We start from the raw sequence: 22667 nt of genomic DNA on the forward strand, positions 1-22667 counted from the left end.
GCCGCTGATGGAATACTCTGTTAACAAGGGCATAGGCAGGACGGTCGAATATAAGGGGCTTAAAGCGCAGTACCTGTTCATCTTCGCAGGAGGTCTTATCGCCGATTTCATACTGTTCGTAATCCTCTATATGTGCGGGGTGCAGCAGGGTCTGTGCATAGGCTTCGGTGCCATAAGCGCGTCGGTGCTGGTGTGGTACACTTTCCACCTCAACGGCAAGTACGGCCAGTACGGACTTATGAAGCTCACATCGGTGAAATACCGTCCCCGATATATCATCAACCGTCTGCGTGTGCGCAATATATTGAAGGGAGGCTGCCGATGAGAAACATACTGAAAGCCACAACACTGGAGTCAAAGCTGCCGCTTCTCGCCGTGGAACACGGCTGTATCATCAGCAAGGATGCCGACATAACCGTGTGCTACGAGGTTACGCTGCCGGAGCTGTTCACCGTCACATCGCAGGAATACGAGGCTATGCACGCCGCATGGTGCAAGGCTATCAAGGTATTGCCCCGCTTCACGGTGGCGCATAAGCAGGACTGGTTTGTGTCGGAGAATTATAAGCCGGAACTGCAAAAAGATGATTTGTCTTTTCTTGACAGGAGCTTCGAGCGTCATTTCAACGAGCGTCCGTATCTGGCGCACAAGTGCTACCTGTATCTGACAAAGACCACAAAGGAGCGTATGCGACAGCAGTCCAACTTCTCCACACTCTGCTGTGGGCGTATCACTCCGAAGGAACTCAATCACGATATGATTGTGGGCTTCATGGAAGCCGTGGGCCAGTTCGAGCGCATAATCAACGACACCGGATATATCTCGCTGCGCAGCATGGGTGACGATGAGATTGTCGGCACCGACAGCACATCGGGCATCATCGAGAGGTATCTCTTGCTGTCAACCGACGATGTAACCTGTCTGGAGGATATAGACCTGTCGCCGAAAGAAATGCGCGTCGGCGACAAGATGCTATGTCTGCACACCCTCTCGGACACCGACGACCTGCCAGGAAAGGTCAGCACCGACAACCGCTATGAACGCCTGTCAACCGACAGAAGCGATTGCAGACTGAGCTTCGCATCTCCCGTGGGTCTGCTCCTGCCGTGCAACCACATCTATAACCAGTATGTGTTTATCGACGACCACGACGAGAATCTGGCGAAGTTTGAAAAGACGGCGCGCAATATGAACTCGCTTTCAAGGTACAGCCGTTCCAACGCAATCAATAAGGAGTGGATAGACCGCTATCTGAACGAGGCACACAGCTATGGTCTTACATCAGTGCGCTGCCACTGCAACATCATGGCTTGGAGTGACGATGCCGAGGAACTGCGCCGGATAAAGAACGATGTCGGTGGTCAGCTTGCGACTATGGGATGTATGCCGAGGCACAACACCATCGACTGCCCGACGCTGTATTGGGCGGCTATGCCCGGCAACGAAGCGGATTTCCCTGCCGAGGAAAGTTTCTATACTTTCATCGAGCCTGCCGTCTGCTTCTTCACTGCCGAAACAAACTACCGTTCCTCACTCTCCCCATTTGGAATAAAAATGGTGGATCGCCTTACGGGTAAACCTGTCCACTTGGATATTTCCGACGAGCCGATGAAGCGCGGCATAACCACCAACCGCAACAAGTTCATTCTCGGCCCGTCGGGTAGCGGCAAGTCTTTCTTCACCAACCATCTGGTACGACAGTATTACGAGCAAGGCGCGCATATCCTGCTGATTGACACCGGCAATTCCTACGAAGGTCTGTGCAACCTTATCCACAACCGTACCCACGGCGAAGACGGTGTGTATTACACCTACACCGAGGAAAAGCCGATTTCTTTCAATCCGTTTTTCACCGAGGACGGGGTGTTTGATGTTGAGAAAAAGGACTCCATCAAGACGCTGCTTCTCACGCTCTGGAAGTCAGAGGACGACAGAGTTTCCAAAACGGAGAGTGGCGAATTAGGCTCCGCACTGTCGATGTTCCTTGAAAAGATGAAGAAAGACCGCGACATCGTTCCCTGCTTCAACTCTTTCTATGAGTTTATGCGCGATGAATACCGTGCTGAAATGGCGCAGCGTCCTATCCCCATCTACAAGCAGGATTTTGACATCGACAACTTCCTGACTACATTAAGGCAGTATTATCATGGCGGCCGCTTTGACTTCCTGCTGAACTCCAGAGAGAACATCGACCTGCTTAACAAGCGTTTCGTGGTATTCGAGATTGACGCTATCCGCGACAACAAAGACCTGTTCCCGGTGGTGACAATCATCATCATGGAAGCCTTCATCAACAAGATGCGCCGTCTGAAAGGAGTGCGGAAAGTCCTTATCTGCGAGGAGGCTTGGAAAGCGTTGTCAACGGCGAATATGGCTGAATATATGCGCTATATGTTCAAGACAGTGCGCAAATATTTCGGCGAGGCTGTGGTGGTTACACAGGAGGTTGACGACATAATATCGTCGCCGATTGTCAAGGAGACCATCATCAACAACTCCGACTGCAAGATACTTCTCGACCAGAGAAAGTATATGAACCGCTTTGACCAGATACAAGAGCTGCTGGGACTTACCGATAAGGAGAAGGCGCAGATACTCAGTATCAATCTCTCCAATAATCCGAACCGATTATATAAGGAGGTGTGGATCGGGCTGGGCGGAACACAGTCGGCGGTGTATGCAACCGAGGTATCGCCGGAGGAATACCTCGCCTACACGACCGAGGAAACGGAGAAGATGCAGGTACTCGCCCGCGCCCGTCAGCTCGGCGGCGACATCGAGGCGGCTATCAAACAATTAGCCAACGAGAGGAGAGAGAACTGATGTATGAAAGTCAAGCAATCCCTAATATTCATCATTTCAGGTCTGTGCCTTTTCCTCGGCCTCCTCCTGACAGTAATCCGGATGCTCTCCATCTTCATAATAAGATGCGCCAGAAGCATCAGATAATGTAATCAATTCCACCACTTAATCCACAATCAAATGAAGCAATTAAAGTTTCTTATTCCCCTAATCGCCCTGTGCCTTCTTTTAGGCACGGGCAGGGCTTCGGCCCAGTGGACTGTCATAGACCCGTCCAATATCGCGCAGTCCATCGTAAACAACTCTAAATCACTCGTGCAGGAGTCGCAGACGGCGACGCACATGGTGAAAAATTTTCAGGAAACGGTGAAAATCTACCAGCAGGCGAAGAAATATTATGACGCGCTCCAGTCGGTGAACAACCTTGTCCGCGATGCCCGCAAGGTGCAGCAGACAATCCTGATGCTCGGCAATATCTCCGGCTATTATGTCAACAATTTCCAGAAAATGCTGACAGACCCCAATTTCACAAGCGCGGAACTGTCGGCAATCGCTTCCGGCTACACCCGTATCCTTGAAGAAGCCAACGGTGTCCTCGGCGACTTGAAGCAGGTAGTCAATATAACTACACTGAGCATGACCGACAAAGACCGCATGGATGTCGTGGACGACTGCTACAAGGAGATGAAGCGTCTGAAGAACCTCACGGCGTACTATACCAACAAGAACATCAGCGTGTCATACCTGCGCGCCAAAAAGAAAGCCGACACCAAACGTGTGGTGGCTCTCTACGGCGACGGCTCCGAAAAATACTGGTGATGCCTATGCTGTGCGCTATTGATTTTTCAAACCTCCACACCATCCTGCGCTCGCTTTATGACGAGATGATGCCTCTTTGCGAGGATATGGCGGGAGTGGCACAGGGCATAGCTGGACTCGGAGCCTTGTTCTATGTCGCCTACCGTATATGGCAGTCGCTGGCAAGAGCCGAACCCATTGATGTGTTCCCGCTTCTGCGTCCGTTTGTAATCGGATTCTGCATAATGTTCTTTTCTACCGTGGTATTAGGTACAATCAATTCCGTGATGTCGCCGATAGTGCAGGGTACCGCCTCGATGCTCGAAGGCCAGACTCTCGACATGAAAAAATACCGGGAGGAAAAAGACCGTCTGGAATACGAGGCGATGATGAACGACCCATCGACAGCTTACCTCGTTGACGATGCCGAGTTTGACAGGCAGATTGATGAGTTGGGCGTGACGGAGATAGGAACAGCCGCCGGAATGTATATCGAGCGCGGAATGTATAAGGTCAAGAAGGCAATCCAGAATTTCTTTCGTGAGCTGCTGGAGATGCTCTTTCAGGCTGCCTCGCTGACTATTGACACAATCCGTACTTTCTTCCTTATCGTGCTGGCGATACTCGGACCTATTTCATTCGCTCTCTCCGTGTGGGATGGCTTCCAGTCAACCCTGACACAATGGATATGCCGCTACATTCAGACCTATCTGTGGTTGCCGGTGGCAGACCTGTTTTCGACGATACTGGCGAAAATACAGGTGCTGATGTTGCAGAACGACATTTCGGAACTGACTAATAATCCGAATGTTGACCTTGACGGGAGCAACACCGCTTATACCGTCTTTATGATTATCGGCATTATCGGATATTTCACAATTCCAACGGTGGCAGGCTGGATCATACAGGCAGGTGGCGCAGGTAATTACAACCGTGCGGTCAACACCACTGCAATGCAGGTCGGCTCCGGTGCGGCAAGCGTCGCCGGCGGAGTTGCAGGTAATGTGGCAGGTCGGGCCGGTAAACTTCTCAAATAATCATGCCTATGGAATTTAAGTCATTAAGGAACATTGAAACATCGTTCCGCCAGATACGCCTTTTCGGTATCGTGTTCGTTGCGATGTGTGCCGTTGTGGTGTCGGTGGCCATGATAATGGTCTTCAATTTCGCCGAGAAACAGCGGGAGAAAATCTATGTCCTTGACAACGGCAAGTCGCTTATGCTCGCCTTGTCGCAGGACATGAGCCAGAACCGACCTGCGGAGGCGCGTGAACACGTGCGCCGCTTCCACGAGCTGTTTTTCAACCTCTCGCCGGATAAATCCGCCATCGAGCATAACATCAACCGCGCTCTGATTCTCAGCGACAAGTCGGCATACAACTACTATACCGATTTCTCGGAAAAAGGTTATTACAACCGTATCATAGCCGGAAATATCAATCAAGTCGTGCAGGTTGACAGCGTGGTATGCGATTTCAACACATATCCCTATACCGCCAGAACATACGCGCGCCAGATGATTATCCGCGAGTCCAACATGACGGAGCGCACTCTGATAACGGTATGCCGCCTTTCCAACGTGTCGCGCTCCGACGACAATCCCAACGGATTTATTATTGAAGGTTTCAACATCCTTGAAAACAAGGATATAATCACTACTAAACGATGAAAGTCTTTTCAAATCTCCGTGCCGCGAGAGACACCGTATATAATAAGGTGTGGCACACCCCAAAGGGAAAACTCTCTGCCAAAGTGAGGGGCGTCTGCGACGGCCTTCCTCACAAGCAGCGGCTTATGGTTGTGAGCGTCATGCTCTGCACCTTCGTGCTGATCGCCTTCTTCGTGTTCGGTCATGCCTGCTATAAAATCGGGCTGGGTCATTCCCGTCGGATTGTGGAGGTGGAGCATATACAACCGCTGGAAATCAACAATCCCGATGTCAAACCGATAACCCCGGCAGCCTATGACGATGCAGGAATGGAAAGCGAGGATTAACGGCTTCTTCCAGCCCAAATCACAGGCTGAACGGCAGAAGATGATGGAGTATCTTATCGTGATGCCGGCGGCGATACTATGTGGGGCCGTAATATTGTGGCTTCTATACACCAGCCTCAACAAGAGCGACGAGCGCGTGGGCGACGCCTTCAACACCGAGATACCCGAAGGGGAGAACGACGGCATGAAAGACAAGATGTCGGAATATGAGGCTGCGGAAGCTGCAAAAGAGAAAGAAACCCGTCAGCAGACGGTATCCGTCCTCGACACCCTCACAGCCACAACCCCGCAAGACAGCGATATGCGTCAGCCTTCGGCAGTGGAAACATCGGCGCAGGCGTATCAGGAAGTGCAGGCTTCGCTCGATGATTTCTTTGTGCCGGAAAATAATGAGGCGGCACAGGTCGCCGAGTTGCAGGCGCGGATCGACGAGCTGGAAGCTCAAAATGCGATGGCGCAGCAGCAACAGCAGCCGGATCAGATGGAGATACTTGAACGCTCCTACCAGTTGGCGGCACAATATATGGGTAACGGCAACGGCGGCAATTATCCACCTCCGGCCTCTGCCGACGATGAGAAAGGCAAGCGCAATGTGCAGCCGGTGGCACAGGTGTGCAGAAATGTTGTATCATCCCTCAGTGCCTCGTCAAGCAGAAGTTTCAACACCTCCGTCGGCTCGTCAAGAATTGTGAATAAGAACACAATCGCCGCAGTTGTTGCCAACAATCAGAGTGTAACCGACGGCGAGAGTGTAAAGTTACGGACAACCGAACCGATGTGGGTAGGCTCACGGCTGATACCACGCAATACTGTAATTGTCGGCTCTGCAAGAGTGCAGGGCGAGAGGCTGGAAATCGAAATATCCTCTATCGAGTGCGACGGCTTCATCTACGATGTGGAGTTGCAGGTTTACGACTCCGACGGCCAGGAAGGTATCAACATTCCCAACTCTATGGAGAGTGACGCGCTCCACGAAATCGGTGCCAATATGGGCAGTACGATGGGCAGCTCAATCAACATCTCCACCAATACAGGGGCGCAGATTGCTTCAGATGTTGGGCGAGGACTGATAAACGGTGTCAGCCAGTATCTCAACAAGAAGCTGCGAACCGTGAAAGTCCACCTCAAAGCCGGCTACCATGTGATGCTTCACCAGCCGGAAGATATATGATTATTTACCACTTAATCCACAATCAAATGAATTTCAAATTATTTATTCTTTCTCTCGTTGCCGTCCTCTGTATGGCAACCCCAGCCTTCGCAAAAGGCAAAAAGACGGTCAATAGTGCCGATAACAATGTGTCGCCTGATACTGAACAGGTAGCCGAACACGACTTGAACGTGTACGACCCCGACTACACCGACGGCGACAAGTTCAGCGGTCTTACCCGAAAAGTCGGCTTTGACCGCATGATTCCGCCTCACGCTCTGGAGGTATGCTACAACAAGACGACGCACATCATCTTCCCGGCAGAAATCACCTATGTCGATTTGGGCAACGAAAACCTTGTTGCCGGACTTGCAGACGGTGCGAAGAACGTGCTGCGCGTAAAATCCGCTTTCAAGTCGTTCAAGCAGGAAACAAACCTGTCGGTAATCACGGAAGATGGTAGCTATTACACGTTTAACGTGAAATTCGCCAAAGAGCCGCTGTTGCTCAGTATCGAGATGACAGACTTTCTCCACGACGGCGAATCGGTGAACCGTCCCAACAACGCACAGGAAATCTACCTTGAACGCCTCGGCAGTGAGAGTCCTATGCTTGTAAAACTGATTATGAAAAGTATCCACAAGCAGAACAAGCGCGAAATCAAACATATCGGGTCAAAGCGTTTCGGTGTGCAGTTCCTTTTGAAATCCATATATGCTAATAACGGTTTGCTGTACTTCCACACGGAGCTGAAAAACACCTCCAACATTCCTTTCGATATTGATTTTGTGTCTTTCAAGATTGTGGACAAGAAGGTTATCAAGCGTACAGCCATGCAAGAGCAGATACTTGAACCACTACGCGCCCAGAACTATGTAGTAGTCGTTCCCGCAAAATCCTCTGAACGCACTGTGTTTGCGCTGGAGAAATTCACTATTCCCGACGACAAGCAGCTTGTCATAGAGGTCGCCGAAAAAGAGGGGGGCAGACACCAGTCCTTCGTTGTGGAGAACGAGGATATTGTCCGCGCAAACGTAATTGATGAACTTTCAATTCAGTAACCTATGAGAAAAGCGATGATGATAATCGCTGCCATGCTTGCCCTTTTTACAGGGCAGGCAATGGCCCAGCGATGCCTCCCCGGTATGTCAGCCGTGGAAATAAAGGCGAATATGGCAGACGGTTTCTATACCGGCAACTCCCGCGACTGCGGATATTCATTCGGAGTGTATTACTCAGTGTTCAAGGGAGGCGCGAACACTTGGAACTTCGGAGGAGAGTATCTCCAGACCTATAAGCCATACGCTGAAAAAGGTCGTATTCCTGTGGCGCAGTTCACGGCAGAGGCGGGCTATAATCTCCACCTTGTCAGCGACTATTCGCAGACTTTCCACCTCTATGGCGGTGTATCGGCTCTCGGTGGATATGAAACGGTGAATTGGGGCAAGCACACCCTGTCCGACGGCTCCACGCTCCATAACGGCGATGCCTTCATCTATGGCGGTGCGCTGACCTTGCAGGCCGATTTCTATCTCTCGGATAAAATCGCGTTGACAGCCAATATTAAAGAGAGGTTTGTGTTCGGCAACTCAACGGGGCATTTCCATACGCAGTATGGTGTCGGTGTCAAATTCATAATTGAGTAGCCTATGAGATACACAGATAATGACATCCCGACTATCCCGTTGAGGGAGTTTTTGTCAGCTCTCGGAGAAAAACCGGTAAAATCAACAGAACATTTCAATGTTTACTATCCTCCATATCGGGATGATTCGGAACCGGTTTTTGTGGTATATCACACCACAAACCAGTGGCATGATTATGACTCCGACGAGAAAGGAAACATAATAGACCTCGCCAAACTGTTGATGAATCCGGCGCTTGATAAAAATCCGAAAGCATTTATCGTGAGGTGCATGAATGATTATGAAATCGGTAAAGAGATTCTGGAAAGAAGCTCCCGGCCCATTGAACCTGTCATAATCAAACTTGACATCAAGAATGTCAGACTGACGGACTTTATGAAGGCACTCGGACAGGAACATCCCGTAGCGGCAAACGGTAATCTCCGCATCTACAAAGCTCCTTATGACGCAAAGGGAGAACCGACAATGGTAATCAATACAGAGACAAACCTATGGCGTGATACTAAGTCCGGCGCCTACGGTGGAATCTATGACCTTGCCTATGAGTTGACGGGTTCATGCAATATGGCAGAGCTTAACCGCTATATTGCAGGGCAGATGCAAGAATTAGAGAAGTCTAAGGCGGAAAAGGTAGAGCTGCCGAAACAGGAATCACCGAAACCCAAACGCAAAATGCGGTTTTAGCTTATGGATATAGACGCTATCAAAGGAATATCCCTTGTGGATTTCCTGCACCGCCTCGGCTACGACCCCACCGGACGCGACAGCAAAGGTCTGTGGTTCTATGCTCCGTACCGCAACGAGCGTAAGCCGTCGTTTCATGTCAATCCGCGCAAAAATGTATGGTTCGATTTTGGGACAGGAGAAGGCGGCGACATATTCACTCTCGCAGGAGCGTTATCCGGCAAGACCGATTTCGTTGAGCAGGCTCGGTATATCGCCGATAAGATGGATATGCCTGTGGCAGAGCCTTACAAACCGTTGCCGTTTGTTGAGGAACCGACATTCCAGAATGTGGAAATATCTCGTCTGGAGTCGTCCGCGTTGCTCCGCTATTTAGAACAACGTGGCATACAGAAAGAGATTGCACAACGCTACTGCGTACAGGTTGACTATGAGCTTCACGGCAAACATTATTACGCCATCGGTTTTGAGAACAACGCTCACGGTTACGAGCTGCGCAACCCGTTCTTCAAGGGGAGTTATCCGCCAAAGAGCATAACCCGTATTGTCAATGGCAATCCGCGCTGCAATGTGTTCGAGGGTTTCATCGACTTTCTTTCGTCTGAACGCCTCGGCTACAATGACGGCAACGACGGTGTTGTGCTTAACTCCGTGGCTAATGTCGGAAAGGCAATCCCGGTTCTTGCGGAATACCCGCTGATACTGTGCTACCTCGACAACGACACCGCCGGGCGTGCCGCAGTCGCCAGACTGCGCCGCGAGTTCGGCGACAGGGTGAGCGACAAATCCGCGCTCTATCCCGACCACAAGGATCTGAACGATTATCTGCAATCGCTCACTCAAAAACAAATCACTAAACCCAAATTCAAATTATGACTACAAATTTCTGTTCACGCATCGGCGATATTCGCCTAACCCCCGCCCGGTTCTTCGGGTTCTGGATTGCTCTTTTTGCAATCGTAATCTCCATGACTTCCTGTTCCGACGACCTCGATGTGCAGCAGTCCTATCCGTTCACGGTGGAGGTCATGCCCTACGGCGACAAAATCACGCAGGGACAGACCGTGGAGCTGCGTTTTGAGATTGTTCCCGAAGGCAACTATTCCAACACCCTCTATACAATACGCTATTTCCAGTATGACGGCGAAGGCACTCTCAAACTCGTTGATGGCCCGGTGCTGGTAAATAATGACCGTGTGCTTCTTGAAAGCAAGACCTTCCGGCTGACATATACTGCAAAATCCTCTCAGGCTCATAAACTCCTGATTGTGATTGAAGACAACTTCAATTCGACCCCGTGGGAACAGACCTTTGAGTTCAACGGCAAGGACAGCGGCGATGATGATGGTGGCAAAATCATCGGCCCGATTGTCGGCCCTGTAACACCGGTTGTGCGATGAAGAAACTATTGTTATTCTTCATGGCGTTGCTGACCCTTGTGGCGGCAACGCCCGCCGCCAACGCAAAGCGGTCTATAATGGAACTGCCTCCGTTTGAGCGTGCCGTGCTGATAATCAAAAAGTTTGAAACGCTCCACAAACCGAAACACTGGCCTTATGTAGGCTACGGTCACCAAGTCCAACCCGGAGAACCTTACCGCCGTGGCGTGCAGCTCACCGAAAGACAGGCAGACGCCCTGTTGCGAAAAGATCTCCGCAAGTTCTGCGCCTTATACTCGCAATACGGCAAAGATTCAATCCTTTTAGCCTGCCTCGCCTACAACTGCGGACCCGGCGTAGTCAACAAGAGCAGTGTTCTGAAGAAACTCAAATCCGGGAACCGCGACATCTTCAAGTCCTACACCTCCCACTGCCGGTATAAAGGCAAATTCCACAAGCAACTCCACCAACGCCGGATTATGGAAATTATGATATTGTTCCAGAAATAATCTGATTTGCGCAAGCAATTACCATGCGCCAATGCCGCCTGTGGCGGCCGAAATTTTTAGCGAAAAATCAGTGGAGCGACTTCATCACGAGGTCGCTCCACCTGCTATATTACGACTTGGCAAATTTTTTATTATTTCTTATTTAGCCACTCATCACGGCGTTGTCTGCACTCTTTGAGTGTACCAGCCACGCAGGAGAATAGTTCTCCATTGGTGTGGCGGTAATCGTATTGATAGTGTTTCTTACGCCGTGTGCGGTAGCCGGTGTAAAACACCTCGTATTGTTCGGTGCCGGGAGTGGTGGTAGTGCTTACTCCGTTGGCGGTCATTTTCGTTGTCATAGTATCGCGGTTTTAGTATTCAACAATCAATATCCGATATTCAAATGTTATATCGGGGTTGGTTATCTCCCTTTGTTTCAGCCATTTATCAAAAGCTTTTGATAAATGGCTTTATCTAAAGAATTATATAATCACTACTTTCAAAGTTAAAAATCAATAATAACCTATTAGTCAGCGGCAATCGCGATAACTATCTTGGGATAATATATGTATTACTTATAGAACCCCATAATATTGTCAAGATATGGAAAACACGATTATTCCCACTGATAGTTTGATAGAGGTTTGTGAAAAGGCTGTTGAGACCTTTCAATTGGCGACTGATGTCAAAAGTCGGTTTATGAGAGGGATTAGAGTGCTAAGCAGGCATTTACAGCAGGACGGTGTGTTAAATTATAAACCGGAAGAAGGAGAACGGTATATAGTTGAGATATTTGAACAAAACCTGTCTAAATACAGAAAGATGCAGATAATACCTGCAATCCGGGCTGTCAATGCCTATCTTAATGGTGAGGCGACCTATACGATTCCAAAGGCGCAACGCTATGTTCATAAATCCTATCGTTTTCCCGGAGATATTGGTACTGTTGCAGAACAGTTCATAAACGAACGCACAGACGAAAAACATCTAAGCCTGAATACTGTTCGACAATATAAAAGAGTCCTCAGCAAATTTGCGGTTCTTATGGAGCTAAGGCATAGAACGCTGTGGGATTTATCCGAAGCAGACATTGTCGCGTTCATTGGTTCGACCCACAACAGTGATTTCGACAGGCTTTCTATACTTCGGTTCTTTATGTCTTATTTATACGACAACAAGATTACAACCACAGATTTGAGCCATCCGTTGATTGGGAAATCGAGAAGAAGGCCGACAAAATTACCTTCATACTATGAAGCGCACGAAATAGCCTCCATAGAAAATGCCATATGCAAGAGCGGCAAGAAAGGACTCAGAGACTATGCCATGATACTGTTGGCATCCAGACTTGGATTGCGCAGCTCGGATATATTAGATCTTAAATTATCTGATATAGACTGGGATGCCAATGTTTTACGGATAATGCAGCATAAAACGAGAGCCCCGATTGAGTTGCCCCTGATTCCAATTGTAGGGAATGCTATAGCATCATATCTAAGATACGGGCGACCAAAATCAACCCTTAAAAATGTTTTCCTTACCTGTAATTTCCCCGTAAGACCTCTTATGGAAGGTACATTCCGTGAAATCGTGGTGGAATATATGCGTAGGGCCGGTGTGGGATATGATGGCAAACATCACGGCCCCCATAGTCTTCGCCACAGTCTTGCATCACGGATGTTAAAAAATGGGGTGGCGATGCCTGTAATTTCAGAAGCCCTCGGACACCAGTCCACAGACACCACCATGTCCTATCTCGCAATTGATAATGAATCATTGCTTCTCTGTGCAAATGACGTGGTATTGGTCAAAGAAAGTTTTTACACACAAAAGGACAAGTATTTTTATGGATAGCAATAGAGTTTTCAACAGTGTCCTCGCCGCATACCTGAAAGGATACATAGCGGAGAAGGAGTCCCTATGCCAAAGCACAGAATCGTCTTATTGGTGCCTGCATGAATTTGACAAGTATCTAATTGAAATTGGACATGCCGGTCTCAACATATCCAAGCGTACATATGATGGATGGCTTGAATGGGCATCTATAAATCGAAAAAGATCCACGATACACTGCAAGGTTCTAATCCTCACATCCTTTATGAAATATATGTGCTCAATGGGTAATGATTGCTACGTTCCTCCACCGCATAAAAACCACGCATCGGATTTTGTTCCGTATATATTCTCAGATGAAGAAATAGGGCGTATATTTGAAGCCAGTGACAATCTGGCTCTTGCATATTATACCGGACACAACACTGTGCTTTTCTCAATGCCCGCTTTAGTCCGGTTCCTATATAGCACGGGCGTCAGAATATCAGAGGCTCTTGCTATAAGAAACAAAGATGTAAATTTTGACAAGAGACAGATTTTAATTGAAGGCCTCAAAAATAAAATGCAACGTCTGGCGCCAATCAACCAGTCTCTTGAGAAAGTGCTTAAACAATATCTTCAATATAGAAACATGTTACCGGTTCCCGGAATTGATGAGCCGGAGGGTTTTATGTTTGTTTCAGGATTAGGACGGCAAATCAAAAGGAATACAGTTTCAAAATGGTTCAAAAAAATCATATTGGCTGCCGATATACCCTATAATGGTCAACAGGAAGGACCAAGAATCCATGATTTGCGTCATACGGCCTGCGTTCATGCGATGTCCCGTCTTGTGTCAAAGGGCTACGATATATATTGCGCTCTTCCGATGCTTGCAAGATATATGGGACATAAAAATCCCACAAGTACCGAGTCTTATGTCAGATTGACACAAAGCATGTATCCGGATGTATTGCTGGCGATTCCTTGACTCAGACTATTCTTCATAAATCTCTTAATTCAAAGGATATGATACATAAGAATAATTATCTTGACTTTGCAATATGTCTGGAAAAGTTCTTTTCTGACTATCTGATAAAGGAGCGTGGCGCGAGCAACCATACTATACGCTCTTACCGTGATACGTTTATATTGCTGATTGATTACTTGTCAAAAGAAAAAAGTATAAAGCCGTACAATATATGCTTCAGTCAGATTGGGAAAGAATGTGTCTTGGAATTTCTTGACTGGCTCGAGTGTAAGCGGGACTGCACACCGGGGACAAGGAATCAGAGATGTGCTGCGTTACGCTCGTTTTTTCGATATATAATGTATCTCGACCCTACACATATGTCCCAATGGAAAGAAATATGTAAAATCAGGCTGAAGAGATATGTGAAAGGCTCGTTGGCATATGTGTCAGTGGAGGCATTGAAATGTCTTTTGGATTATGTGCCGGTAGATACCCGAAAAGGGAGAAGGGACTTGGCAATGCTGACTTTAATGTACCAAACAGGGGCGCGTGTTCAAGAAATAATCGACTTGACTCCAGCATCAATTAGGCTGTCAAAGCCATTCACCGTCGAACTTCTCGGAAAAGGTTCCAAAAAACGAATAGTCCCGATTGATGGGAATTCGATGGAACTTGTGAGTTGCTATATCAAAGAAAATAATCTTGATGATTGTGCCAAACGTGTTTTCCCTTTGTTCTTTAATTGTTGGGGCGAGAGGTTGTCAGCAGCCGGAGTTGCATATATTCTTGAAAAATATTATTCTATGGCAAAAAAGGAACATGAAGATTTGTTCCCAGACAAGATAAGCCCTCATGTATTGCGCCATTCAAAAGCGATGCATTTACTGCAATCAGGCGTAAACTTGGTATATATAAGGGATATCCTTGGTCATGCATCTATTAAGACTACAGAAATATATGCAAGAGCGGATTCCAAGTATAAACGAGAGGCATTAGAAAAAGCCTACGTTGATGTGTGTAACGTCCATACGGAATGTGAATGGGAAAAAGATGATAAACTCAAACAGTTTCTCAAAAGTTTGGCATAGATTATAATCACAAGAATTTATATAAAAGACTATTGATTTTACAGGTGCTTATTTCAGATATACTGACTAAGTATTGATTATATAACTCTTTAGATAAAGCCATAGGTGGTGGCTGCCGTAGCCATAGACGAAGTATCGGTCAAGGTCGTACTTGTCGGCAAAGTCGGCTACAATCTGCCGCAGGGTTTCCTCGCTGTCGGCATAGAGAATATGGTTTACAAACTCTATGATGGTTTCGGCTATCTTATCATCAAAGATGATTGTCGGGTGTTCAAATGTTACATTCATAATCGGAGGATTTATGACCTGCGCCATTGCTGACGCAGGTCGGGTTAGACATCATGCCGATATTACATCAGCGTTTTCGGATTTTTGATTTGCTCTCCTTGCAATCTTGTGGATATTTCTTTGCACAAGCGACACTATGCGGTTGTGATACTTGGTGTCTTGATTATAAGCACCATGCGACTGCGAGATTATAAGGCGTTTGAGGTCTATCTCAATAGTTTCTAACCGTTTGTCACCGATATGAGCCGACATCACAAGGGAATTGTTTTCTGCGTAATAGCCGTTGGTATATACGCAGTGGTGCATTATCTCGCCTTCGTTGTAGAAATCCTCGGCGGTCTGCAACACGGAAACCTCAATAAGTCCGTCAGAAAACACGAGGTCAAGGTATCGTGACATCCGTTGCGGATAGGTCTTTTTCGCTTCATCGTCTTTTCTCTGTCGGATTTGACGCTCTATCTCCGCATTTCGCTCTCGCTCAATCCTCACTTTTTCTTCACGCCGTTTCAGCAACTCCACAAGGCGGTTGTGTTCCGACCTAAGATTTTTGGGGCATAGATAGAGGGGGTTGTGAATGTCCATGCCGAGCCGTTCAAGAGTGTTGATATGGTCATACCATGTCGTAACATCTTTGACTTTGTAATTGTGCCGCAGGCATATTCTTATGAGTTGCCAGCTGTCACGGCGGTATTGTGAGCGGTAGAGGTAGTATGACAATAACCCATACTGCCTTGTCTTTACAAGGGTTTCCACCTTGTTGTCGGACATCAGACCTTTCAGCAGGTCGTAGGGGTCTGTGTAGTGGAAGCCATTAAACCCGTTGCGTCTGATAATCGGCAGGACACGGCATTTGGGATATGTGGCGTATATGGGGATATTGTCGTAATTGGCGGTTCTGCTCCTAATCTCCATGTCGCTGTCAAAATTCCACGCATCGCAGTATCGTGGCATAAAGCATTTTTTCCGTGCGATGTTCACCTCGTTGCCCTCGGCGTCAAACCAACGCTGCAACGCCTCGTTAACGATGTATTCAGCTTTTTCACCCTTACGGCTGCACCATTTAACGTATATCACTCTAATTACTTGAAAATTATCCCTTGTGGTAACAACCGCAAAGTGTGCCGTCTGCGTTGATTTGCGTTTGAGCGAGTGGCTGACGGTGAGTTTTGCCCCACATTTCGGGCAACGGCATTTATTGCCACGCTTACCCTCCGCTGACCATTCGTGGGCACATTCGGAACATACCATAGAGCCGTTTTTGCCACGATAGGCGATGTGTTCAAAGCATTGCGAGTATGCCCATTGCTTTTGTGTCGCGGTTATGGGGCGCAGTGTGGCAGATAGTTTTACCACTTTCTTATGTAATGCTGTCTTGGGTTTCATAGTCGTAAAGTGTTAGAGGTCAAAAAGACTGGGTTGTGCGATTTGGGGATTGTTCTCAGTTGCTTTCTTCTCGGTGGTCTTGGGTCTGCGCATTTTAGCCATTTCCTCGTCACGGAGTTTGTTGATGGCTTCCTGCCGTGCCTGTTCCTTTTCTTCTTCGGTGAGTTCCACAACGTGATTAACTACCACGTGGCAGTTGGTCGCTGTATTGCTTACCTCGATTTCCGGCTCATCCCAAAAGTGCATAGCCCAGCCGAAGATTTCATCGTCGGTAAAACCGCAACATCCGCTTTTCTTGACCTCTCCAATGATATAAGTCTTATGAGAAGCTTCTCATAACACCTATTATGAGTAGAGTCATATTATGAGAAGTATTATCCAGTACATTCTGTATTCTCTTTATTTTCAGTCAACTCCTTTCAGCACTTGACATAACAACTTCTCATAACTATATTTGCCACGGGTAATATTACCCTATAACACAATGGTAAATGTATGAAAGAAGAGAATCTACAGCATCTCATTTCGAGATGTGAGGCTTTTCTCCGAGACTCTCGCTATGCTGCCATATCCATACGGAATAATGTCCGACGATGGAACAGTGGCATAGCACAGTATCTGAAGAGAAAGGGCCTTGACGATTATTCACCTCCTTTGGGGGATGAATATCTATGTTCCATACAGGCCCTTGGTATATATACTGAGGGAACTGTAAACGAATATCGAAGATCTGTCCGGATGCTTAATGATATGCTTTTGCTCGGGCATATCAGAAGATCAAGCAAAGTTCCTGTGAAATATGACTTTAGCGGAGCGATTGGCATGGAAATGCTGAAGTTTATAGATTCACAGAGACGTTTGCGCAGAGCCGAAAAGACGATTGCCCATCATCAGCGCAATCTAAGCTATTTCCTTGAATATCTGGTTCAAGGTAAGTCTCTCACACATCCTATGAAGATAACAGAAGGGGACATTGTGGCTTATATTGAAGCTTGCTCTAATAAAGTAAGCGCAAGATATTCAATCAGAATGCTTATGTCTTTCTGGTATAAGCATGGGGTAGTCGCAAATGACTTCGATGAGTTTTTTCGTGCTTTCAAAGTCAGGTGCAAAGAGAGAATCCCTTCGTTCTATTCATCTGAAGATGTCGTAAAAATCGAGGAATCCGTCAATCGCAACAGCGCTCTCGGAAAAAGAGACTATGCAATCATCCTATTGGCTTCAAGACTCGGACTCCGTGCGTCAGATATATCCACGTTGACTTTTGATGAGATAGACTGGGAGAGCAATCTTATCAGAAAAAAGATGGTAAAGACCGGCAATTTCATAGAGTTGCCACTTCTGCCAGAGGTCGGAAATGCCATAATAGACTATCTTAAGAATGGTCGTCCGAAATCATCGGCTGTGAATTTGTTCATACTGCACAGACCTCCATATACCTCCCTAACTGCCTATGCAGTATGCAGCCAAATAAACAGGCTGATCACACTCAGTGGAGTGAATGTCACGGGGAAGCATCATGGCCTACATTCACTCAGACACTCTCTTGCCTCGGCGCTTCTAAAACAATCAACGCCGATAGAAACCATCTCCGAGGTGCTTGGACATCAGAGTTGTCAGTCGACTATGAGCTATCTGTCCATAGACATGGAATCGCTCCGGCAATGTGCACTTGAAGTACCGCTTGTTCCGGACACATTCTATAATCAGAAAGGAGGGGTATTTTATGAGCGACACTGATTATAAAAGCGTTCTGGCTCCATATATGGCTCAACTTATGGAAATGGAGCGTGCCGCAGGCGCAGTCAACACGCATCTTCCCGGGACCTTGAAAGCCTTTGATGATTTTGCCTGCTCTTATGGCCTGAAAGACACATCTGTGAGTGAGAGTTTTATTACCGACTGGCTCAAAACAAGGATTAACGAGAGTGAAAGAACTGTCTATAACAGGGATATTCAGTTAATGGCTTGATTTATCAAGCTGAAAATGGAGCGTGGTCGCCCTATGGCGGTGCTGTTTTGATTATGAGGGCAAATTTTCAATTCTCGGCGATAAAATATGACATTTCGGACAAATAGGGATACACTGATTCGCCTCCGATGTGCTTCGGAGATGAGATGACAGTATGATTTTTCACGCTCGCTGTTTTTGTAACTGCTTCTCTTTTTCTTCGATGGCGAGTTGTCGGGCGGCAAGTGTTGCGGCGTTTGCCATGTGGATGCCGAAAAAGAGCAGCAGGGTTTCGCTGCGGGAGTTGCGTGCCGCTATCCGGCCAACGCTGTAGTGTTGTTTCTGATTACCGAAACTGCCCTCCATGGCGGTAGAGCGCAGTGTCCCGATTATTCGTCGGGCTGTGCTTATGTCAGCATCTTCATCCTTGGGCTTCGGGCCTTTGCGGACAAAACAGGTCGTCATGCCGTTTTCGGTGCAATACCGCCGGTTGTCGTTGTTGGCATAGATGGTGTCTGCCCCTACCCTGGTCACTTTGATACCGGTCAGTTCCTGTTGATATTCAATACACTCCTGTAATCTCACGCCCTCGTTGAAGGCTTCGAAGGAATGGTGTTCGATGAATGAAATTCCGTCAATCTGGATGTTGTTGACCTTGACTCCGAACTCCACTCGCTTGTTCTCCTTGCCTCTGACAATAGGACGGATGTACGGACGGTCTATGCTGACGATACGGTGTTTCACCTCCTTTTTCTGAGCAAGTGCGCTCTGCTGGCGATACACCTCTTTTAATGCACTGAGACGCTTGCTTTGCTCTGCGGTGAGCGTGATGTCAACGGTGTGTATCTTGCAGATTCTGTTCCATTGACCTATCTGTTTGGAAAGCAGGCCGAGCAATCGACGGCGGAGTTTGGCGGTTGCCGCCCTGGTGTGCTTGCGATGCTTGGCATAGGTGAGTCTGTCGCGGTCAATATCACGATACTTGTTGCGTGGCAACCGTTCCTTCAACGCCTTGCAGGTCTTTTTTATAAGTGATTGAATCCACTCGCAGCATTCCCACAACAGCTTTACATCTGTCGGGAATCGCAGATGGCTCTCGTAACAGGTGGCGTCGGTCAGGCACAGGTTCTTGTCTTTTAACAAACCGCCCCACTTGTCATACAGCAATTTCTGTAGTTCTTTGATATCAAGAGCTCCGGCTATACGCTGACGGATAGCACTGACTATCTTGCCGTTCTTTATGGGGTTGGCCGGATCTATGAGCACCCCGCAGAACATCTGTATGTGTATACTGCCGTTGAGCATCTCGATCAGGCCGTCATCCGACTGTCCGGTATATGGCTTGAGAAACATCAGCGCCACCTCTCCCTCCGGCGGGAACATCGGAGTGTTGCCCTGAGGATGCGTTTTGGGAAAATGCGAACGGATTTTCTCTGCCAGTTCTTTCAATGGCAATTGCGCATGGATGCGCCCGAGCTCGCTTACGGCAAAACTCTCGCGATATTTTTGCATGAAATCGAACTCGGTAAACGGCAACGTGGCCGTAATCTCGGATATTTTTCGTAACTTCACGTACAATTATTTTAAGAATTACCCCGAATAAGCCCGTGATGGGTCCATCGGGGGTTCATTGTAAAGTTACAAAATATCTACGACTTTGGCAAACAATTAGTTGGCAATTAACTGAGTATCCCTATAACAAAGTCTCGGTCTGGAGAAAACTTCTTACTCTGATGAATCGCAGAGGTTGTAAATGCTATGTCCCCAGAGCTATGAGAAGACCTCATAGCACGTTTACGCCATACGTGTTCACGGAATCAGAACTTTCATCCATATGGATGGAAATAGACCGCCAAAGAGCACACAAGAACAACGCCGACTCCCCACTCATGGCGCTCCCTGCCATTTACCGGCTTTTATACAGTGCCGGTCTAAGAATGGGCGAAGCTCTTTCAATCAGGAATAAGGACGTCAACCTGCAGGACGGCACAATACTCATACACGCCACAAAAAGAGAGGCGGAGAGAATAATAGCCCTTCATGACACCATGAAGGACATACTCCGAGACTACATCGAGTGCAGGAACCGAATGCCGCTGTCCAGACTCACAAATCCGGAACATCACCTGTTTGTAAAGCTGGACGGTACTCCCGTCACGGATAAGGCTGTGTACGCCAACTTCAGAAGTCTGTTGAGAAAATGCGGGATACAATATGGTGGTCGTTCCAGAGGTCCATGTGTCCACTCTCTGCGACATACCTATGCGGTACATGCTTTGGCGAACATGACCAGAAAAGGCATGAATATCTATGCGGCACTTCCTGTTTTGTCTGCAAGCATGGGACACCATTCCCTGGAAGCCACTGAATATTATGTGCGTCTTACTCGGAACACATATGCCGACATCGAAAGAAACAGCTCTGCGATTAACGCGTTTGTCTATCCATCTAAATCAAAGAGCCATGATGACTGAGACAGACTTTGCAAACCGGTTAAGCTCATTTATGAGCGAGTATCTCCCTCATGACCGTAATGTGAGCAAGCACACGCTGGCCTCGTATAAGGTGGCATTTATCGACTTCATAATCTTTATGGAAAAGCAAAAGTCTGTAAATGTCAACCGTGTTATGCTCAAGCATATAACAAGGGAAAACATACTCGATTATCTCCACTGGATAGAGACTGAGAAAGGCATCAGTCTTGCAACACGCAATTATCGGTTGGCTGCGGTGAAGTCTTTCTGTCGGTTTTTAATGTATAAAGATGTCGATCGCATGGCTCAATGGCAGAATATTATGTCCATACCTAAGGCCAAAACAGAAAAAAAGGCGTTGGAGTATCTTACTCCTGAGGGTATAAAGCTTATTCTCGAACAGCCGGATCAATCGACCTCAATGGGGCGCCGACATCTTGCACTTCTGGCTCTGATGTACGATACCGCTGCAAGAGTGCAGGAAATGGCAGACTTAATCGTCGGCAGTCTTCGCATTCAGTCGGAACCATATACAATTAAAATAGTAGGCAAAGGGAACAAAGCCCGTATAGTACCACTCTCAAAGGAACAAGTATCTCTGATTAAACAGTATATGTCCGAAAATCAGAAATTGCTCGTTTCTCATACATCGCCTTTGTTCCAAAACTCCAGAGGCGAAAAACTTACAAGAGAAGGAATCGCCTACATACTAAAAAGATATGCAGACATGGCAAGACATCTGAATCCGGGGCTGATACCGCAAAGAATAAGCCCGCACTGCATAAGACACAGCAGAGCCATGCACCTTCTTCATAAAGGAGCCATGCATATCGTAGACCTTAGGGACTTCCTCGGCCATGCTTCGATAGTCACTACCGGAGTATATGCGAGAGCAGACTCCAAAGCCAAACGGGAAGCTTTGGAGCAAGCTTATAAAGGTGCAACATCTGAAATGTCAGAAAGAGAATGGGAAAATGACAAAAACCTGTTGACCTGGCTTAAACAGCTGGGGCACTAAATCTTTATGAGAAGTCCATCTGATAAGTAGCCAAGATAGACATCTGGATATCAAGCCGCTTTGAAATGGACTTCTCATAACATATCTCTACTCATAATAGGCGCAACACTGTTCCATCGTCTTGGAGGGATTTGCCAGCCTTACCGCTACAAGAGGGTCGTTCTCAGCCCTTGCCATAAGATATTGGGCGATTGTGTCTTGGAACGCTTGTGTTCCTTTCACTGTGTTCATTGCCATAGTCGTAAATGTTTTTAGAGTGTCGTTATCCAATAGATTATCCCTATTGCGGTGAGTATGGATATTAGCCAGCCTACACCTCGGAATATCGGTTTGAGTATCGCCCAAAGGAGCAACCCGACAATCGCCGTTATCGCCAACCCCACCACCTTAGCCGCCTTTTTTAATGCGGTATGAGCTGGTGATGATGTGAAGCTCGGATTTTTGATATGTCTGTCGTTCAGTGTCATAAAGCGATATTTTTTTAATGCGTATAATCGCTGTTTGAAGTTTGTTCGCTCGTTGACCACAAGGCACGACGGGAGAAAAAGGGGTGTTCGGCACTTGCCCGAAAAAATACTACCGACCAACGGGAGCTGTGGAGATTTTTTCAGGCGAATGCAAAGGAATACCCCGTCCCGGCGTGTTCATCAACTCCGAGCGAACAGACTTTGAACTATGATTATAATCCGCACGAAACATAGAGCTGGCATCGCCCCGGTGGGTGACACTGAACGA

The 22667-nt window shown here is 47.5% G+C and carries 27 protein-coding genes and 1 pseudogene; 21 read left to right on the forward strand and 7 right to left on the reverse strand.

Annotation, left to right across the window (positions count from 1 at the left end):
• The first annotated feature begins 4 nt into the window (after positions 1-4).
• The 13 genes from E7746_RS14140 (at position 5) to E7746_RS14200 (ending at position 10963) form a co-directional block, all read left to right on the forward strand.
• The gene (locus E7746_RS14140; RefSeq protein WP_168184419.1) at positions 5-325 is read left to right on the forward strand and encodes a DUF4133 domain-containing protein; all 321 of its coding nucleotides are present in this window, start codon (positions 5-7) and stop codon (positions 323-325) included.
• The gene (locus E7746_RS14145; protein WP_136411228.1) at positions 322-2823 is read left to right on the forward strand and encodes a TraG family conjugative transposon ATPase; all 2502 of its coding nucleotides are present in this window, start codon (positions 322-324) and stop codon (positions 2821-2823) included. The genes E7746_RS14140 and E7746_RS14145 overlap by 4 nt, the downstream gene beginning before the upstream one ends.
• A 159-nt stretch (positions 2824-2982) precedes the next feature.
• A complete protein-coding gene (locus E7746_RS14150; RefSeq protein WP_136411229.1) occupies positions 2983-3621 on the forward strand; it encodes a DUF4141 domain-containing protein in 639 nt (212 codons plus the stop codon).
• Between the two features lie 17 nt (positions 3622-3638).
• Positions 3639-4637 (forward strand): conjugative transposon protein TraJ, encoded by a 999-nt coding sequence (traJ, locus tag E7746_RS14155; RefSeq protein WP_136411371.1) that lies wholly within the window; start codon positions 3639-3641, stop codon positions 4635-4637.
• Between the two features lie 8 nt (positions 4638-4645).
• A complete protein-coding gene (gene traK, locus E7746_RS14160) occupies positions 4646-5269 on the forward strand; it encodes a conjugative transposon protein TraK (protein ID WP_136411230.1) in 624 nt (207 codons plus the stop codon).
• Positions 5266-5595, forward strand: coding sequence for a TraL conjugative transposon family protein (locus tag E7746_RS14165; RefSeq protein ID WP_136411231.1), 330 nt, complete (start codon positions 5266-5268; stop codon positions 5593-5595). Before traK ends, E7746_RS14165 begins: the two co-directional genes overlap by 4 nt.
• Positions 5570-6766, forward strand: coding sequence for a conjugative transposon protein TraM (traM, locus tag E7746_RS14170; protein WP_238337256.1), 1197 nt, complete (start codon positions 5570-5572; stop codon positions 6764-6766). The genes E7746_RS14165 and traM overlap by 26 nt, the downstream gene beginning before the upstream one ends.
• A 71-nt stretch (positions 6767-6837) precedes the next feature.
• Positions 6838-7806 (forward strand): conjugative transposon protein TraN, encoded by a 969-nt coding sequence (gene traN / locus E7746_RS14175; protein WP_136411233.1) that lies wholly within the window; start codon positions 6838-6840, stop codon positions 7804-7806.
• A gap of 3 nt (positions 7807-7809) precedes the next feature.
• On the forward strand, positions 7810-8391 hold the full coding sequence (locus tag E7746_RS14180) for a conjugal transfer protein TraO (RefSeq protein WP_136411234.1): 582 nt from the start codon (positions 7810-7812) through the stop codon (positions 8389-8391).
• A gap of 3 nt (positions 8392-8394) precedes the next feature.
• Positions 8395-9075 (forward strand): hypothetical protein, encoded by a 681-nt coding sequence (locus E7746_RS14185; protein ID WP_136411235.1) that lies wholly within the window; start codon positions 8395-8397, stop codon positions 9073-9075.
• Between the two features lie 3 nt (positions 9076-9078).
• Complete coding sequence (locus E7746_RS14190) at positions 9079-9951, forward strand: toprim domain-containing protein (protein WP_136411236.1); 873 nt, start codon at positions 9079-9081, stop codon at positions 9949-9951.
• Positions 9948-10475, forward strand: a complete 528-nt coding sequence (locus E7746_RS14195; RefSeq protein WP_136411237.1) for a DUF3872 domain-containing protein — start codon at positions 9948-9950, stop codon at positions 10473-10475. The genes E7746_RS14190 and E7746_RS14195 overlap by 4 nt, the downstream gene beginning before the upstream one ends.
• Entirely contained in the window at positions 10472-10963 is a 492-nt protein-coding gene (locus E7746_RS14200) for a glycoside hydrolase family protein (protein WP_136411238.1), read from the forward strand. The genes E7746_RS14195 and E7746_RS14200 overlap by 4 nt, the downstream gene beginning before the upstream one ends.
• A 131-nt stretch (positions 10964-11094) precedes the next feature.
• Here the strand turns inward: E7746_RS14200 and E7746_RS14205 are convergent, their stop codons facing one another.
• Positions 11095-11304: a DUF3873 domain-containing protein gene (locus E7746_RS14205; protein WP_136411239.1), complete on the reverse strand. Its 210-nt coding sequence runs from the start codon at positions 11302-11304 to the stop codon at positions 11095-11097.
• Positions 11305-11548: 244 nt separating this feature from the next.
• On the opposite strand from E7746_RS14205, the gene E7746_RS14210 reads away from it, so the two are divergent.
• From E7746_RS14210 to E7746_RS14220, 4 genes and pseudogenes are all read left to right on the forward strand, one after another.
• Positions 11549-12799 (forward strand): tyrosine-type recombinase/integrase, encoded by a 1251-nt coding sequence (locus tag E7746_RS14210; protein ID WP_136410497.1) that lies wholly within the window; start codon positions 11549-11551, stop codon positions 12797-12799.
• Positions 12792-13748 (forward strand): tyrosine-type recombinase/integrase, encoded by a 957-nt coding sequence (locus E7746_RS14215; RefSeq protein WP_168184338.1) that lies wholly within the window; start codon positions 12792-12794, stop codon positions 13746-13748. The genes E7746_RS14210 and E7746_RS14215 overlap by 8 nt, the downstream gene beginning before the upstream one ends.
• A gap of 38 nt (positions 13749-13786) precedes the next feature.
• A pseudogene (locus E7746_RS15320) lies at positions 13787-14080 on the forward strand (site-specific integrase); the annotation flags it as partial.
• Positions 14081-14107: 27 nt separating this feature from the next.
• The gene (locus tag E7746_RS14220; protein ID WP_238337377.1) at positions 14108-14818 is read left to right on the forward strand and encodes a tyrosine-type recombinase/integrase; all 711 of its coding nucleotides are present in this window, start codon (positions 14108-14110) and stop codon (positions 14816-14818) included.
• 66 nt (positions 14819-14884) lie between these two features.
• On the opposite strand, the gene E7746_RS14225 is transcribed toward E7746_RS14220, so the two are convergent.
• Genes E7746_RS14225 through E7746_RS14235 form a run of 3 tightly spaced genes read right to left on the reverse strand, consistent with a single transcriptional unit; the run spans position 14885 to position 16801 of the window.
• Positions 14885-15106 (reverse strand): hypothetical protein, encoded by a 222-nt coding sequence (locus E7746_RS14225; protein WP_136411240.1) that lies wholly within the window; start codon positions 15104-15106, stop codon positions 14885-14887.
• Positions 15107-15157: 51 nt separating this feature from the next.
• Positions 15158-16489 (reverse strand): PcfJ domain-containing protein, encoded by a 1332-nt coding sequence (locus tag E7746_RS14230; protein ID WP_136411241.1) that lies wholly within the window; start codon positions 16487-16489, stop codon positions 15158-15160.
• A gap of 12 nt (positions 16490-16501) precedes the next feature.
• Positions 16502-16801, reverse strand: coding sequence for a PcfK-like family protein (locus E7746_RS14235; RefSeq protein WP_136411242.1), 300 nt, complete (start codon positions 16799-16801; stop codon positions 16502-16504).
• 183 nt (positions 16802-16984) lie between these two features.
• On the opposite strand from E7746_RS14235, the gene E7746_RS14240 reads away from it, so the two are divergent.
• Entirely contained in the window at positions 16985-18229 is a 1245-nt protein-coding gene (locus E7746_RS14240) for a site-specific integrase (RefSeq protein ID WP_136411243.1), read from the forward strand.
• The gene (locus E7746_RS14245; protein ID WP_136411244.1) at positions 18216-18461 is read left to right on the forward strand and encodes a hypothetical protein; all 246 of its coding nucleotides are present in this window, start codon (positions 18216-18218) and stop codon (positions 18459-18461) included. Before E7746_RS14240 ends, E7746_RS14245 begins: the two co-directional genes overlap by 14 nt.
• A 162-nt stretch (positions 18462-18623) precedes the next feature.
• Here E7746_RS14245 and E7746_RS14250 read toward each other — a convergent pair whose 3' ends face one another.
• The gene (locus E7746_RS14250) at positions 18624-20012 is read right to left on the reverse strand and encodes a DDE transposase (protein WP_136409462.1); all 1389 of its coding nucleotides are present in this window, start codon (positions 20010-20012) and stop codon (positions 18624-18626) included.
• Positions 20013-20212: 200 nt separating this feature from the next.
• On the opposite strand from E7746_RS14250, the gene E7746_RS14255 reads away from it, so the two are divergent.
• Both E7746_RS14255 and E7746_RS14260 read left to right on the forward strand, forming a co-directional pair.
• Positions 20213-20914, forward strand: a complete 702-nt coding sequence (locus E7746_RS14255; protein ID WP_238337259.1) for a tyrosine-type recombinase/integrase — start codon at positions 20213-20215, stop codon at positions 20912-20914.
• The gene (locus E7746_RS14260) at positions 20904-21932 is read left to right on the forward strand and encodes a tyrosine-type recombinase/integrase (RefSeq protein WP_136411246.1); all 1029 of its coding nucleotides are present in this window, start codon (positions 20904-20906) and stop codon (positions 21930-21932) included. Before E7746_RS14255 ends, E7746_RS14260 begins: the two co-directional genes overlap by 11 nt.
• Positions 21933-22019: 87 nt before the next feature.
• Here the strand turns inward: E7746_RS14260 and E7746_RS14265 are convergent, their stop codons facing one another.
• Positions 22020-22169, reverse strand: a complete 150-nt coding sequence (locus E7746_RS14265) for a Cas9 inhibitor AcrIIA9 family protein (protein WP_136411247.1) — start codon at positions 22167-22169, stop codon at positions 22020-22022.
• Between the two features lie 14 nt (positions 22170-22183).
• Positions 22184-22399, reverse strand: coding sequence for a hypothetical protein (locus tag E7746_RS14270; RefSeq protein WP_136411248.1), 216 nt, complete (start codon positions 22397-22399; stop codon positions 22184-22186).
• Positions 22400-22667: the final 268 nt, after the last annotated feature.

Source organism: Muribaculum gordoncarteri (assembly GCF_004803695.1).
In the GTDB taxonomy this organism is placed as follows: domain Bacteria; phylum Bacteroidota; class Bacteroidia; order Bacteroidales; family Muribaculaceae; genus Muribaculum; species Muribaculum gordoncarteri.

Excerpts from the sequence above, each read along its gene's own strand:
- E7746_RS14150 (WP_136411229.1), top strand. The coding sequence starts at position 2,983 with ATGAAGCAATTAAAGTTTCTTATTCCCCTAATCGCCCTGTGCCTTCTT.
- E7746_RS14230 (WP_136411241.1), bottom strand. The coding sequence starts at position 16,489 with ATGAAACCCAAGACAGCATTACATAAGAAAGTGGTAAAACTATCTGCC.
- E7746_RS14245 (WP_136411244.1), top strand. The coding sequence starts at position 18,216 with ATGAGCGACACTGATTATAAAAGCGTTCTGGCTCCATATATGGCTCAA.
- E7746_RS14180 (WP_136411234.1), top strand. The coding sequence starts at position 7,810 with ATGAGAAAAGCGATGATGATAATCGCTGCCATGCTTGCCCTTTTTACA.
- E7746_RS14190 (WP_136411236.1), top strand. The coding sequence starts at position 9,079 with ATGGATATAGACGCTATCAAAGGAATATCCCTTGTGGATTTCCTGCAC.
- E7746_RS14270 (WP_136411248.1), bottom strand. The coding sequence starts at position 22,399 with ATGACACTGAACGACAGACATATCAAAAATCCGAGCTTCACATCATCA.
- E7746_RS14145 (WP_136411228.1), top strand. The coding sequence starts at position 322 with ATGAGAAACATACTGAAAGCCACAACACTGGAGTCAAAGCTGCCGCTT.
- E7746_RS14200 (WP_136411238.1), top strand. The coding sequence starts at position 10,472 with ATGAAGAAACTATTGTTATTCTTCATGGCGTTGCTGACCCTTGTGGCG.
- traN (WP_136411233.1), top strand. The coding sequence starts at position 6,838 with ATGGCAACCCCAGCCTTCGCAAAAGGCAAAAAGACGGTCAATAGTGCC.
- E7746_RS14185 (WP_136411235.1), top strand. The coding sequence starts at position 8,395 with ATGAGATACACAGATAATGACATCCCGACTATCCCGTTGAGGGAGTTT.
- E7746_RS14205 (WP_136411239.1), bottom strand. The coding sequence starts at position 11,304 with ATGACAACGAAAATGACCGCCAACGGAGTAAGCACTACCACCACTCCC.
- E7746_RS14225 (WP_136411240.1), bottom strand. The coding sequence starts at position 15,106 with ATGAATGTAACATTTGAACACCCGACAATCATCTTTGATGATAAGATA.
- E7746_RS14255 (WP_238337259.1), top strand. The coding sequence starts at position 20,213 with ATGAGAAGACCTCATAGCACGTTTACGCCATACGTGTTCACGGAATCA.
- E7746_RS14240 (WP_136411243.1), top strand. The coding sequence starts at position 16,985 with ATGAAAGAAGAGAATCTACAGCATCTCATTTCGAGATGTGAGGCTTTT.
- E7746_RS14265 (WP_136411247.1), bottom strand. The coding sequence starts at position 22,169 with ATGGCAATGAACACAGTGAAAGGAACACAAGCGTTCCAAGACACAATC.
- E7746_RS14210 (WP_136410497.1), top strand. The coding sequence starts at position 11,549 with ATGGAAAACACGATTATTCCCACTGATAGTTTGATAGAGGTTTGTGAA.
- E7746_RS14195 (WP_136411237.1), top strand. The coding sequence starts at position 9,948 with ATGACTACAAATTTCTGTTCACGCATCGGCGATATTCGCCTAACCCCC.
- traK (WP_136411230.1), top strand. The coding sequence starts at position 4,646 with ATGGAATTTAAGTCATTAAGGAACATTGAAACATCGTTCCGCCAGATA.
- E7746_RS14215 (WP_168184338.1), top strand. The coding sequence starts at position 12,792 with ATGGATAGCAATAGAGTTTTCAACAGTGTCCTCGCCGCATACCTGAAA.
- traM (WP_238337256.1), top strand. The coding sequence starts at position 5,570 with ATGCAGGAATGGAAAGCGAGGATTAACGGCTTCTTCCAGCCCAAATCA.
- E7746_RS14165 (WP_136411231.1), top strand. The coding sequence starts at position 5,266 with ATGAAAGTCTTTTCAAATCTCCGTGCCGCGAGAGACACCGTATATAAT.
- E7746_RS14260 (WP_136411246.1), top strand. The coding sequence starts at position 20,904 with ATGATGACTGAGACAGACTTTGCAAACCGGTTAAGCTCATTTATGAGC.
- E7746_RS14220 (WP_238337377.1), top strand. The coding sequence starts at position 14,108 with ATGTCCCAATGGAAAGAAATATGTAAAATCAGGCTGAAGAGATATGTG.